10 protein-coding genes are annotated in these 12,497 nt (G+C 63.5%); 4 read left to right on the top strand and 6 right to left on the bottom strand.

The genetic code is table 11. The features are described 5' to 3' along the window. Complete coding sequence (locus ACTIGC_RS08505; protein ID WP_439633991.1) at window positions 1-1,818, top strand: AMP-dependent synthetase/ligase; 1,818 nt, start codon at window positions 1-3, stop codon at window positions 1,816-1,818. Continuing rightward, a complete protein-coding gene (locus tag ACTIGC_RS08510; protein WP_439633992.1) occupies window positions 1,808-3,280 on the top strand; it encodes a flavin-containing monooxygenase in 1,473 nt (490 codons plus the stop codon). Before ACTIGC_RS08505 ends, ACTIGC_RS08510 begins: the two co-directional genes overlap by 11 nt. A 189-nt stretch (window positions 3,281-3,469) precedes the next feature. On the opposite strand, the gene ACTIGC_RS08515 is transcribed toward ACTIGC_RS08510, so the two are convergent. Both ACTIGC_RS08515 and ACTIGC_RS08520 read right to left on the bottom strand, forming a co-directional pair. Beyond that, window positions 3,470-4,390: an alpha/beta hydrolase gene (locus ACTIGC_RS08515; RefSeq protein ID WP_439633993.1), complete on the bottom strand. Its 921-nt coding sequence runs from the start codon at window positions 4,388-4,390 to the stop codon at window positions 3,470-3,472. Next, entirely contained in the window at window positions 4,387-5,334 is a 948-nt protein-coding gene (locus ACTIGC_RS08520; RefSeq protein ID WP_439633994.1) for an alpha/beta fold hydrolase, read from the bottom strand. Before ACTIGC_RS08520 ends, ACTIGC_RS08515 begins: the two co-directional genes overlap by 4 nt. Before the next feature lie 84 nt (window positions 5,335-5,418). On the opposite strand from ACTIGC_RS08520, the gene glpK reads away from it, so the two are divergent. After that, on the top strand, window positions 5,419-6,915 hold the full coding sequence (gene glpK, locus ACTIGC_RS08525) for a glycerol kinase GlpK (RefSeq protein WP_439633995.1): 1,497 nt from the start codon (window positions 5,419-5,421) through the stop codon (window positions 6,913-6,915). 96 nt (window positions 6,916-7,011) lie between these two features. Continuing rightward, the gene (gene thrS / locus ACTIGC_RS08530; RefSeq protein ID WP_439633996.1) at window positions 7,012-8,847 is read left to right on the top strand and encodes a threonine--tRNA ligase; all 1,836 of its coding nucleotides are present in this window, start codon (window positions 7,012-7,014) and stop codon (window positions 8,845-8,847) included. Window positions 8,848-8,955: 108 nt separating this feature from the next. Here thrS and ACTIGC_RS08535 read toward each other — a convergent pair whose 3' ends face one another. From ACTIGC_RS08535 to ACTIGC_RS08550, 4 genes are all read right to left on the bottom strand, one after another. Beyond that, window positions 8,956-9,261, bottom strand: coding sequence for a hypothetical protein (locus ACTIGC_RS08535; RefSeq protein WP_439633997.1), 306 nt, complete (start codon window positions 9,259-9,261; stop codon window positions 8,956-8,958). 187 nt (window positions 9,262-9,448) lie between these two features. Continuing rightward, a complete protein-coding gene (locus tag ACTIGC_RS08540; protein ID WP_127565590.1) occupies window positions 9,449-10,855 on the bottom strand; it encodes an NAD(P)(+) transhydrogenase (Re/Si-specific) subunit beta in 1,407 nt (468 codons plus the stop codon). Further along, on the bottom strand, window positions 10,852-11,187 hold the full coding sequence (locus ACTIGC_RS08545) for an NAD(P) transhydrogenase subunit alpha (protein ID WP_127569283.1): 336 nt from the start codon (window positions 11,185-11,187) through the stop codon (window positions 10,852-10,854). Before ACTIGC_RS08545 ends, ACTIGC_RS08540 begins: the two co-directional genes overlap by 4 nt. A 131-nt stretch (window positions 11,188-11,318) precedes the next feature. Beyond that, window positions 11,319-12,443: a Re/Si-specific NAD(P)(+) transhydrogenase subunit alpha gene (locus ACTIGC_RS08550; protein WP_439633998.1), complete on the bottom strand. Its 1,125-nt coding sequence runs from the start codon at window positions 12,441-12,443 to the stop codon at window positions 11,319-11,321. Window positions 12,444-12,497 lie beyond the last annotated feature (54 nt).

A 12,497-nucleotide genomic window follows, 5' to 3' on the forward strand; every position in this document is an offset into this window, starting at 1 on the left:
ATGCTAGCTGCTACCGCCGCTGATCTGCCGCGTCTGGCCGGAGGCAAACGCTTTTCGTCCACACCGGCCCGCCTCATCGATAATGGCGAGACCAAGCCGGATTCAGCCGCCTATGTCTTCCATGACGGATCGGGCTGGGTGACGCGGGGCTGGCGGGAGTATGCAGAGGAGGCGAGGCAGGCCGGACGCGCGCTGGTGGCGCTCGGCTTTCTGAAGGATCAGTCGGTTGCGATTCTGGGCTTTAACCGGCCCGAATGGGCGGTGATGGCCCATGCCGCGATGATGGCAGGCGGACGCCCTGCGGGGATTTACTGGACCAGCGCGCCGCCGGAAATCGCCTATATCCTCCAGCACTCCGAAAGCCCGGTCTATCTTGTTGAAGATACCGAGCAGGCAAGGAAGGCGCTGGAGCTCAAGGCCGAGTGCCCGAACCTTGCCCATATTGTCGTCATGCGCGGGGCCGAGGCCCCGGAAGGCACGATGAGCTGGGAGGCCTTCATGGCGCTCGGCACCGAGGACCATGAGGGCGAACTGCTGGCCCGCCTCGACGCGCTCGAAGAGCACGGTATCGCCACGCTCATCTACACCTCCGGCACCACCGGCCCGCCCAAGGCCGTGATGCTGAGCCACGGCAATGTGGCGTGGAGCGCATCGGCGCTGATCGAGATGTTCGGGCGCGGCGGCAATGACCGCTCGCTCTCCTATCTGCCGATCGCCCACATCGCCGAGCAGCAGGCCTCCGTCCATAATCACGCCGCGGCAGCAGGCACGCTCTGGTTCGCGCGCTCCATGGAGACGCTGGCCGAGGATCTGAAAGCCTGCCGCCCGACCATCTTCTTCGGGGTGCCGCGCGTGTGGGAGAAGATGGCCGAGACCATTCAGGGCCGCCTCGCCGAAGCGACCGGCCCCAAGGCCAAGCTCGCCAAATGGGCGATGGACACGGCGCGCGAGGTCAATCTCGCTCAGGTCGACAACAAATCCGTCTCGCCGCTCCTCAAGGCCCAGAAGGCCATTGCCGACAAGCTGGTCCTCTCCAAGGTGAAGGACGCGCTGGGGCTGGATAAATCACGCATGCTGATCTCCGGCGCGGCGCCGATCTCGATCGAGGTTCTGCGTTTCTTCGCCGGGCTCGATCTGGTCATCTATGAGGGCTACGGCCAGTCGGAGACCTCTGCACCGTCCAGCTTCAATGGCCCCGGTGCGGCGCGCCTCGGCTCGGTGGGGCGGCTGGTGCCGGGCATGGAGGCCCGTGTCACCGAAGAGGGCGAGCTTCTGGTCAAGGGACCGAACGTCTTCAAGGGCTATATGAAGAATAATGATGCCACCGCCGACAGCTTCACGGCTGATGGCTGGATGCGCACCGGCGATGTGGTCAATATCGATGATGACGGTTTCATCTTCATCACCGGCCGGATCAAGGACATCATCATCACGGCGGGCGGCAAGAATATCACCCCGGCCAATCTTGAAACCGATCTGATGAACATCCCGCTGGTGGAGCACGCGGTCGTGGTAGGCGATGCAAAGCCCTATCTGGCGGCCCTGCTTACCTTAAGCGCGGACGGGCTCGCCGCTTTTGCCAAAAAGCAGGGGCTGGAAGGCGATATCCGCAGCCATCCCAAAGTGCTTGAAGCCATTCAGGAAGGCGTCGATCAGCTCAACACCCGCCACGCCCGCGTGGAGAATATCCGCAAGTTTGCCATCCTGCCCGGCGCTTTGAGCGTTGAGGGCGGCGAGCTGACCCCGACCATGAAGGTGAAGCGCAAGGTGGTGATTGAACGCCACCGGGAGATTGTTGAAAGCCTCTATGCCAAGTAGCAGGCCCTTGCCGGAGAGGCTGGACACGCTTGTCATCGGGGCAGGCATGTCCGGCATTGCCATGGGCTATCATCTGAAGAAGCGCGGGCTGGATGATTTCATCATCGCGGAGAAGTCAGACGGGTTTGGCGGTGTCTGGCGCGATAACCGCTATCCGGGCGCCGGCTGCGATGTGCCGAGCCATCTCTACTCCTTCTCCTTTGCGCTAAAGCCTGACTGGAGCCGGAAATACGCGCTTCAGGCAGAGATACTCGACTATTTTGAAGCGTGCGCAGAGCGCTTCGGGCTGGGGCCGCATCTGCGCACCGGGCTCATCGTCCGTTCACTGACATTCGATGAAAGCGAAGGCCGCTGGCAGGTCCGCTTCGCCGATGGCAGCCAGACCAGCGCGCGCGTCGTCATCAGCGCCGTTGGCCAGCTTTCCGAACCCTTCACGCCTGACATTGCAGGCCTTTCCGGCTTTGCTGGCCCCGTCATGCACACGGCGTGCTGGGACAGTTCGGTAAAGCTCGACGGGCAACGCGTCGCGCTGATCGGCAATGCCGCAAGCGCCATCCAGCTCTTGCCGGAAGTAAGCGAGCGGGCACGCGAGCTGACCGTTTTCCAGCGCACCCCCAACTGGATCATCTCCAAGCCGGATAGGGCGTTCACTTCCCTAGAGAAATGGGCCTTCGCGAACATTCCCGGCTGGCAGAGGCTCTACCGGCTGGGAAGTTTCCTCATCCACGAGCTGCGCTATTCGGCGCTTGTCCGTGGTTCTCTGGCCAGCCGTTTCACGCGCTGGACCGGCAAAAGGAAGATCGCCAAAGGCATCAAGGATCCGGAGCTGCGCGCGAAGCTGACGCCGGATTATGCGCCCGGCTGCAAGCGTATCCTGCTCTCCAATGACTATTTCGCGGTGATGCAGCGCGAGAATGTCCGCCTCGTGACGGATGGTATCGCTCGTGTCCTGCCCGACGGGGTGGAGACGGCCACTGGCGAGACGATTGCAAGCGATACGCTGGTTCTCGCCACCGGGTTTGTGACCACCGAATTCCTGCCGACGCTGGAGGTAACGGGCGCAGATGGCCGGTCCTTGCGCGATGTATGGGGCGCCTCCCCCCATGCCTATAAGGGCGTGGCGGTGGCCGGTTTCCCCAACCTCTTCATGCTCTACGGGCCGAATACCAATCTGGGGCACAACTCCATCATCTTCATGGTGGAGCGGCAGGCAGAGTATATAGCCGACAAGGTGGGGCTGATCCTCGATGGCGGGTTGAAAACCCTCGCCGTCCGGCCGGAGGCAGAAAGCCGCTATAATGCGGACCTGCAGACACGCCTCTCCAAAACCGTGTGGGCCGGAGATTGCCCCTCCTGGTACAAGACGGCAGATGGCGTCATCACGCAGAACTGGGAAGGCCTCGCCACCCGCTTTGCGCGCACGCTTGGAACTCGTGATGATGGGGACTGGGAGGGGGTTTAGATCACGGCCCTCGTCCTTGAGCGCCACTATGTCCGAAAGGATGAGGTCGGCGGTTTCTCCCCCCGTTCACGGGCGGGGTGAGAAGCGAAGCTTCGAACGCCCGAAGGGCCGAGGGGGGTGAAAAGAAAAGTCCCCCCCCCTCCGTCAGCTTCGCTGACACCTCCCCCGCAAACGGGGGAGGAAAGAGGTCTAAGCCAGTTGCAGCTCCACCCAGACGCGTGCCCGGTCAATGGCCCAGTCGGCTTCGGGGATGAGGGGGGAGAAGATCTGGAAGTCGTGCCACATGCCTTCCCAGATTTCGCAGTCCACCGGCACGCCGGCGGCTTCCAGCTTTTCGGCCAGACGCGTGGAATCGCTAAGCAGGATTTCGTCGGAGCCGACCTGAATGAGGGTTGGCGGCAGGCCATTCATCTCCGCAAAGAGGGGTGAGGCTTCCGGGTCGGTGCCGGGCCGTCCGCCCAGATAAAGCTCGCCGCCCGCGCCCAGATAGCCGGGGTTCAGCATGGGATCGCGCATCGCCTTGGCTGCCACGCTCTCCCCGCTCATGGAGAGGTCGGTCCAGGGGGACAAAAGATACAGCGCATCGGGAATGCGCTTGCCTGCATCGCGCAGGCGGATCGTCGCTGACAATGCCAGCCCGCCACCCGCCGAATCGCCGCCGAGGATGACCGGCCCCTTTTCGTCTTCCATCGCGGCCTCGATGGCGGCCACGGCATCCTCGATCGCGGCCGGGCAGGGGTGCTCGGGTGCCATGCGGTAATTGACCGAGACCGCGTTGAGGGAGAATGCACTCGCCATGCGGGCGACCAGCGCGCGGTGGCTGAGCGCGGAGCCGCGCGAATACCCGCCGCCATGTAGATAGATCAGGACGCCCTTGCGGGCATTCTCAGGGGCGAAGGCGAGCGCATCGCAGCCGCCAATTTCCGTGCGCGCCACTTCCACGCCCTTGGGCATGGGAAGCTGGCGGCCTGCCTTGTCCATGCGGGCTCTGGCGTGCTCCGCGCTGGTGGCGGGCGACAGGCTGGAGCGGCCAGCCTTGCGGGCCATGCGGCGGCCCAGAAGCGAACGCATGCGAAGCCCTTTACGGGCCGGAATGGTCTCGATGGTCATGGCGTTTCGCGTCCTTCGGTGATGATGCGTTCCGCCCAGTCGGCAAAATCGCTCATGGCCTGCTCATGGCCGATATCGTTCAGGGTTTCGTGGCGCGCCTTGGGATCCTGGCGCATCGTCACGCGGGTGAAGCGGTTATTGTAGAGCCTTCCGGCGAGAATCTTTACCGCCTTGCCATTATTGGTTGCCGGGTCTGCGCCGCCGCCCGCCAGATGGATCGGCAGGTCGCGCGCCATGTTCTCCAGTCGCGCGCCATCTTCGGCCCGCTCAAAACCGTTGACGAAATCGCGCCAGAGCAAGCGTGAGGCGGGCCAGCCGCATAGCGGATCGGCGATATAGGCATCGACCTCTTCGGGGATGCGGGTAAGCCAGTCGCAATCGGTGCGCGCTTTCCTGACCCGCTTGCCCCAGGCCTCGAAGGTCAGCGCGTTCAGCCACAGGCTCGGCTCGGTTGGCTTGCGTACGAAACCCTCCAGCCAGAGCACGGCGCGCATCAGCCCGGCAAGGCTGCCCAGCGCCAGATTGGAATTCCACACCGCGACGCCAGCGAGATGGGGGTGCTCGTCCATGGCCTGGTTCATGGTGATGACACCGCCCATGGAATGGCCGAACACGATTACTGGCAGGCCGGGAAAGCGCGCCTGCATGTGCTCGCGCACGAAGCGGGCATCGCCCATCAGCTTGTTCCAGCCGTCTTTGAGCGCGTAGACGCGCGGCGGCGCATCCGGGGCGGTGGTCTGGCCGTGGCCGCGATGATCGTGCGCGCTGACGTGAAAGCCGCGGCCTGAGAGATAGCGGGCAAAGCGCTCATAGCGCCCGCCATGCTCGGCAAGGCCGTGGTGGATGATCACAATGGCCTTGGCAGGGCCCTGGGCTTCCATCACCCGCAGCGCCAGACGCGCGCCGGTCGCACTCTCCACGAACTCCAGGCCAAACCCGCTCATCCACGTCCCCTTACGCTTTGCTTTGATGAGTTTAGCCTGCATTCTCACGCCGCTGCCACCATCTTGGCATCAGGGGGAGAAGCCATGCTCAGCCGTTCGCGCAAAGCGCCCGCCATTCTGGCCATCGATCAGGGGACGACCTCCAGCCGTGCCATGGTGTTTGACCTTCAAGGCCAGGTGGCTGCGCTGGCGCAGGAAGAGTTCAACCAGATCTATCCAAGGCCCGGCTGGGTGGAGCATGACCCGGAAGTGATCTGGGCGACGGTGCTCTCCACCGCGCGCAAGGCGATCAAGGCGGGTGAAGCCAAGGGCTATGAGATCACCTGCCTTGGCGTGACCAATCAGCGCGAGACGACTCTGGTCTGGGACCGCCAGACCGGCGAGCCGGTCCACAATGCGATTGTCTGGCAGGACCGGCGCACGGGCGAGGCCTGCGCGAAGCTGGAGGCCGACGGCGCCGGTCCGATGGTGGCAGGCAAGACCGGGCTGGTGCTGGACCCTTATTTTTCAGCCACCAAGATCGGCTGGATACTCGATAGCGTGCCGGGTGCCCGGAAGAGGGCCGAGGCCGGAAAGCTCGCCTTCGGTACGGTGGAGAGCTTCCTCATCTGGCGGCTGACAAAGGGCAAGCGCCATATCACCGACGCCACGAATGCCAGCCGGACCAGCCTTTATGATCTTGAGGCTCAGGGCTGGGATAGCGAGCTCTTGCGCCTGTTCAACATTCCGCGCGCCATATTGCCGGACGTGGTCGATTGCGCGGGCGATCTGGGCGTCGCCGACAAATCGGTGCTGGGCAAGGCGATACCGATTACGGGCTCTGCAGGCGACCAGCAGGCCGCCGCCATCGGTCAGGCCTGCCTGTCGCCGGGCGAAATGAAATCGACCTATGGCACCGGCGCCTTCATGATCCTCAACACGGGCGGGACCCGCGTGACCTCGCACAACCGCCTGCTGGCGACAACCGCCTGGCGGCTGGACGGAAAATCCGCCTTTGCGCTGGAAGGGTCAGTCCTCTCTGCCGGCGCCACGATCCAGTGGCTGCGTGACGGGTTGGGGCTGATCTCCAAGGCGTCCGAAGTGGAGGCGCTGGCGGCCAGCGCCGACCCGGACGCGCCGGTCTATCTCGTCCCTGCCTTTACCGGGCTTGGCGCGCCGCACTGGAAGCCCGAAGCACGCGGCCTCATCACCGGGCTGACGCGCGGGGCAGGCCGGGCGGAGATTGCACGCGCGGCGCTGGAGTCCACCGCCTTCCAGACCCATGACCTGCTGACCGCCATGCGCGCAGACGGGGCGCAGACGCTCACCTTGAAAGTGGATGGCGGGATGGTGGCCAACGCCGCCTTCCTGCAGCGGCTGGCGGACATTTGCGATCTGGAGGTGGTGCGCCCTGTGAACACCGAAACCACCGCCTGGGGCGCGGCGTTTCTGGCGGGGCTCGGGGCTGGTCATTTTGCCTCCATCACTGAGGCAGCCAGCCTGTGGAAGGCCGATCAGCGCTTCGCTCCGGCGGCTGATCCGGGCTGGCGGACGCGTCATCTGGCAGGCTGGGCGGATGCGCTCCGGCGCACCACAATGTAACAATATTACATTCACATGGAATCCGGTCATGGACTTGTGCAGCGCACGCGCTTAAATCCGATCCCTTAACGTTCACCCTTTACCGTCAAGAAGCCCATGTCACAGCAAGACTTCCCCGTTGATACGAAGCGCCACACGGCGGCCCATTTAATGGCCGCTGCCGTGAAAGAAATCTGGCCAGAGGCCCGGTTCGGTGTGGGGCCAGCGACCGCGACCGGCTTCTACTATGACATCAACCTGCCCAACACGCTCACCCCGGAAGACCTCGCCACGATCGAGAAGCGCATGAAAGAGATGCGCAAAGACCGCATCGCCATGGTACGCGAGGAGCTGCCGATCGACAGCGCCATAGAGTACATGCGCCGCGAGGGACAGGACTTCAAAGTCGAGCTGCTGGAGCTGCTTCGCGACAAGGGCTCGACGGCGATTGCCAAGGAAACGGGTGACGAGAGCGTGGCCGGTGACGGGCTGGACTCCGTCAGCTTCTACAAGCTCGGCGATTTCGTTGATCTGTGCCGCGGCCCGCACGTCGATCATTCCGGCCAGGTCGGCCATTTCAAGCTGCGCTCCATTGCCGGTGCCTACTGGCGCGGCGATGCGAAGAACCCGCAGCTGCAGCGTATCCACGCACTGTGCTTTGACAGCAAGGAAGAGCTGGACGCCGAGGTGCTGCGCCTTGAGGAGCAGGCCAAGCGCGATCACCGCAAGATTGGCAAGGAGCTGGGGCTCTTCACCATCGTGGAAGAGGTCGGTGCGGGTCTGCCGCTCTGGCTGCCGGCGGGTAATGTGATCCGCGACGAGCTGGAGCATCTGGCCCGTCAGGAAGAGCGCGCCTCCGGGTATCAGCGCGTCTCCACGCCGCATATCACCAAGGGGGAGCTGTACCACAAGTCCGGGCATTTGCCGTACTACGCGGAAGACATGTACGCGCCGATCATGATCGACGAGCAGGAGTATTACCTGCGCCCGATGAACTGCCCGCACCACCACATGATCTACGCCCACGACCAGTGGAGCTATCGCGATCTGCCCGTGCGTCTGTCCGAATACGGACAGGTCTATCGCTATGAGGCGTCGGGCGGGCTTTCGGGCCTGATGCGGGTGCGCGGCTTCTGCCAGAACGATGCGCACATCTACTGCCGCGAGGACCAGGCCAAGGACGAGTTCCTGGCCGTGATGCACATGCACGCGAAATACTATCGCATGTTCGGCATCGAGGATTTCTGGATGCGGCTTTCCCTGCCGGACTTCGACAATCTCGACAAATATGTCGACGATACGCAAGGCTGGATGAAGGCGCTGGGCATCCTCAAAGAGGCGATGGACGAGTCCGGTTATCCTTACAAGGAAGTTGATGGCGAGGCGGCCTTCTACGGTCCGAAAGTGGACTTCATGGCCAAGTCTGTGGTCGGGACGGAATATGCCATCTCCACCAACCAGCTCGACTTCATGGCCACCAAGCGCTTCGATCTGGAATACACGTCCGAAGACGGCTCCAAACAGCCGGTCTATGTGATCCACCGCGCGCCGCTGGGTTCACATGAGCGCTTCGTTGCCTTCCTGATCGAGCACTATGCCGGCAAATTCCCGGTGTGGCTCAGCCCGGTGCAGGCGGTCGTGATCCCGATTGCCGACCGGCATGAGGACTACGCCAATCAGGTACAAAAGCGCCTGTTCAACGCGGAGACCAAGTCTGTGCATTCGGGCATCCGCGCCGAGGCGGATCTGGCGGGCGAGCGCATGCAGAAGAAGATCCGCAACGCGCAGAACCGCAAGATTCCCTACATGCTGGTGGTCGGCGATGCCGAGGCCGAAGCCGGTACGGTGGCGCTGCGCCACCGTGATCACGGCGATCTTGGCACGGTGAGCGTGGAAGATGTGATTGCCCGCATCACACAAGAGATCAACACGCGTGAGGATCAGCCTGCGTAACCCCTCGCCCTTCGAGCACCACGTGGCCGAGGGGTGAGGGGTGTTGTGTAGCTCCCTCATACTGAGGAGCGGCTGAAAGCCGCGTCTCGAAGTACGACGGAGCGAAGCTCACCTCACCCCCGGAAAGCTCGTCACATACTCCACGCGAATGTCGGGGAAGCTCGTGACGAACTGCACCTTGAAGTCGGGAAAGCTGTCGACAAACTGCCAGCGTCCGCAGGCGTTCGGGAAGCTCGTCACCCGCTGCACGCGGAGGTCTGGAAAGCTCCGGACGAGCTCCACCCTGATATCGGGAAAACTCGTGACCACCTGAACCCGGCCTTGCAGGGCGATGCCGTTAAAGCTGCAGTCCGGCGCGACGGCGGGACTGGCGCTCAGCGCGGCGAGGATGAGGGGTGATGCAGCCAGCAGCATGGAAAAAGGCCCTCCCTTGCGGGAGAGCCTTTCAAAGCCGTGATGAACGGGCGGTGAAGGGGGTTAATGCATGCCCTCGCGCTTCGAGACGCCACTGCGTGGCTCCTCAGCATGAGGGCGTGTGGCGCTTTTCCCTCATCCTGAGGGTAAGCGAAGCGAACGTCTCGAAGGACGAGGGAAAAGCCGCCTAATGCATGCCCTTGACGATGCTCTCCGTCATCTTCTTGGCATCGCCCAGCAGCATCAGCGTGTTGTCGCGGAAGAAGAGCGGGTTCTCGACGCCAGCATAGCCAGAGCCCAGCGAGCGCTTGATGAACATCACCGTGCCCGCCTTCCACACCTGCAGCACAGGCATGCCGTAAATCGGGCTTGAAGGGTCATCCTCGGCGGCCGGGTTGGTCACGTCATTGGCGCCGATGACGAAGGCCACATCGGCCTGCGAGAAGGAGGAGTTGATGTCTTCCAGCTCGAACACCTCGTCATAGGGCACCTGGGCTTCGGCCAGCAGCACGTTCATATGGCCGGGCATGCGGCCCGCCACCGGGTGGATGGCGTAGGACACGTCCACGCCTTCGGCTTTCAGGGCATCGCCCATTTCTTTCAGCGCATGCTGGGCCTGCGCCACGGCCATGCCATAGCCCGGCACGATGATGACCTTGCCGGCATTTTTCAGGATGAAGGCGGCGTCCTCGGCCGACCCCTGCTTGACGATGCGCCCGCCGGTATCAGCGGCTGACGAGGCGACGCTCTCGCCGCCAAACCCGCCCAGCAGGACCGAGATAAAGGAGCGGTTCATCCCCTTGCACATGATGTAGGAGAGGATCGCGCCGGATGAGCCTACAAGCGCGCCGGTGACCAGCAGCGCGGTGTTCTCCAGCGTGAAGCCGAGCGCAGCCGCCGCCCAGCCCGAGTATGAGTTGAGCATGGAGACGACGACGGGCATGTCCGCCCCGCCAATCGGCACGATCAGCAATACGCCGAGCGCGAGCGCGAGTACGGCGACGATCCAGAACGCCATTTTCGCATCACCGCCCGAAGCGACGAGGAAGGCGATGAAGACAGCCGCCGCGATGCCAAGGCCAAGGTTCAGCCAGTGCTGGCCTTTGAACACCAGAGGTGCGCCGGACATGATGCCCTGCAGCTTCAGGAAGGCGATGATGGAGCCGGAGAAGGTGATCGCGCCAATGGCCGTGCCGATACCCAGCTCGATGAGGGAAAGCGCCTTCAGATTGCCGGTCTCGTCAGCAATGCCGAACGCGGTCGGCGCATAGAGCGCGGCGGCAGCGACCAGCACTGCGCACAGGCCGACCAGCGAGTGGAAACCGGCTACCAGCTGGGGCATGGCCGTCATGGCGATACGGCGCGCGACAACCGCGCCAATCGTGCCGCCAATGGCTATCGCGCCGGCGATCATGATGAAGCCGGTGAAGCCGATATTGAGCATGAGCAGCGTGGTGGTGATGGCAATCGCCATGCCCGCCATGCCGAAATAATTGCCCTGGCGCGAGGTCTCCGGGCTCGAAAGGCCCCGCAGCGCCAGAATGAAGAGAATGCCCGAGCCGAGATAGAACAGGGCGGCGAGATTGGGGGTCATTCACCGGACTCCTTGCGCGCTGCCGCAGGCCGCTCTTTCTTCTTGTACATGGCCAGCATCCGCTGGGTGACGAGGAAGCCGCCGAAAATATTGATCGAGGCGAGCACCACGGCGAGCAGGCCCGTGCCTTGCGCAAACCGGCTGTCCGGCCCGATGGCGGCGGCTCCGGCGGCCAGGAGCGCGCCGACAATGATCACCGAGGAGATGGCGTTGGTCACGCTCATCAGCGGCGTGTGCAGGGCCGGGGTGACCGACCACACCACGTAATAGCCCACGAAGATGGCAAGCACGAAAATCGCCAGCCTGTAGATATTCGGATCAATGGCTTCCATACGTCTCACTCCGGCCCGTCTGCGGGCCTGTCTGTCTGCTAGCCGAGGAATGCTGCGGCGGCGGCGAACGCGCTCAGCGTGATGATGGCAACACCGGCAAATATGATCTGCGTGATACGCCGTTTCATGGACTATCCTCCGAGGGAAAGATGAACGAGCGCGCCATCGCGCGTCAGCGTCATCCCCTTGATGATCTCGTCCTCCCATTGAGGCGAGAGTGCGCCATCCTCACCGCGAAGGAGCGGGGCGAGATTGACGAAATTCTTGGCCAGAAGCTGCGAGGCGTCGGCGGCCAGGCGCGCGGGCAGATTGGTGTAACCGGCGATTTTCACTCCGCCATGCTCGACAATCTCGTCGGCCCTGGTCAGCTCGCAGTTCCCACCCGTACCGGCGGCGATGTCGATGATGACCGAGCCGGGCTTCATCGTCTCTACCATGGCTTTGGTGATGAGGCGCGGGGCAGGGCGTCCGGGGATCAGCGCCGTAGTCACCACGATGTCCTGCTTGGCGATATGGGCGGCAACAAGCTCGGCCTGCTTGGCCTTGTACTCCGCACTCATCTCCTTGGCGTAGCCGCCAGCGGTTTCGGCTGCCTTGAATTCCTCGTCCTCGACCGCGATGAATTTTGCCCCCAGCGAGCCGACCTGTTCCTTGGCGGCGGGGCGCACATCATTGGCCGACACGATGGCACCCAGACGCCGCGCGGTGGCGATGGCCTGCAGGCCGGCAACGCCTGCGCCCATGATGAAGGCCTTGGCGGCGGCAACGGTGCCCGCAGCGGTCATCATCATCGGGAAGGCGCGGCCATAGAGCCCTGCCGCCTCGATAACCGCGCGGTAGCCAGCCAGATTCGATTGTGAGGAAAGCGCGTCCATGGACTGAGCGCGCGTGATACGCGGCGTGTATTCCATCGCCAGCGCGTTGACGCCCGCATCCGCGCACGCCTTGGCAAAATCCTTGTCGCCATGTGGATCGAGCAGGCCGACCAGCACGGCCCCCTTGGGCAACTTGGCCAGCGTAGCTGCATCGGGGCGGCGCACGGTCAGGAAAAGCTGGCCATCCTTGATGGCTGCGGCCCGTGTGACGCATTTCGCGCCAGCGGCCTCGAACGCCGCGTCGGTGACGCTGGCTGACAGCCCCGCGCCCTTTTCGACCGATACGCTGGCACCGGCTTTCACAAGCGCCTTCACCGAATCGGGTGTTGCTGCGACGCGGGCTTCGCCGGGATAGGTTTCGATGAGAACGGCTATGCGCATTTTGACATCCTGTCCGGCCCGCAGCGGGATTTGTTCAGAATGTCACAATGCGCG

Source organism: Glycocaulis sp., assembly GCF_051859565.1.
Taxonomy (GTDB): Bacteria; Pseudomonadota; Alphaproteobacteria; order Caulobacterales; family Maricaulaceae; genus Glycocaulis.

Excerpts from the sequence above, each read along its gene's own strand:
- ACTIGC_RS08510 (WP_439633992.1), top strand. The coding sequence starts at position 1,808 with ATGCCAAGTAGCAGGCCCTTGCCGGAGAGGCTGGACACGCTTGTCATC.
- ACTIGC_RS08520 (WP_439633994.1), bottom strand. The coding sequence starts at position 5,334 with ATGAGCGGGTTTGGCCTGGAGTTCGTGGAGAGTGCGACCGGCGCGCGT.
- ACTIGC_RS08515 (WP_439633993.1), bottom strand. The coding sequence starts at position 4,390 with ATGACCATCGAGACCATTCCGGCCCGTAAAGGGCTTCGCATGCGTTCG.
- ACTIGC_RS08540 (WP_127565590.1), bottom strand. The coding sequence starts at position 10,855 with ATGACCCCCAATCTCGCCGCCCTGTTCTATCTCGGCTCGGGCATTCTC.
- ACTIGC_RS08535 (WP_439633997.1), bottom strand. The coding sequence starts at position 9,261 with ATGCTGCTGGCTGCATCACCCCTCATCCTCGCCGCGCTGAGCGCCAGT.
- ACTIGC_RS08550 (WP_439633998.1), bottom strand. The coding sequence starts at position 12,443 with ATGCGCATAGCCGTTCTCATCGAAACCTATCCCGGCGAAGCCCGCGTC.
- thrS (WP_439633996.1), top strand. The coding sequence starts at position 7,012 with ATGTCACAGCAAGACTTCCCCGTTGATACGAAGCGCCACACGGCGGCC.
- ACTIGC_RS08545 (WP_127569283.1), bottom strand. The coding sequence starts at position 11,187 with ATGGAAGCCATTGATCCGAATATCTACAGGCTGGCGATTTTCGTGCTT.
- glpK (WP_439633995.1), top strand. The coding sequence starts at position 5,419 with ATGCTCAGCCGTTCGCGCAAAGCGCCCGCCATTCTGGCCATCGATCAG.
- ACTIGC_RS08505 (WP_439633991.1), top strand. The coding sequence starts at position 1 with ATGCTAGCTGCTACCGCCGCTGATCTGCCGCGTCTGGCCGGAGGCAAA.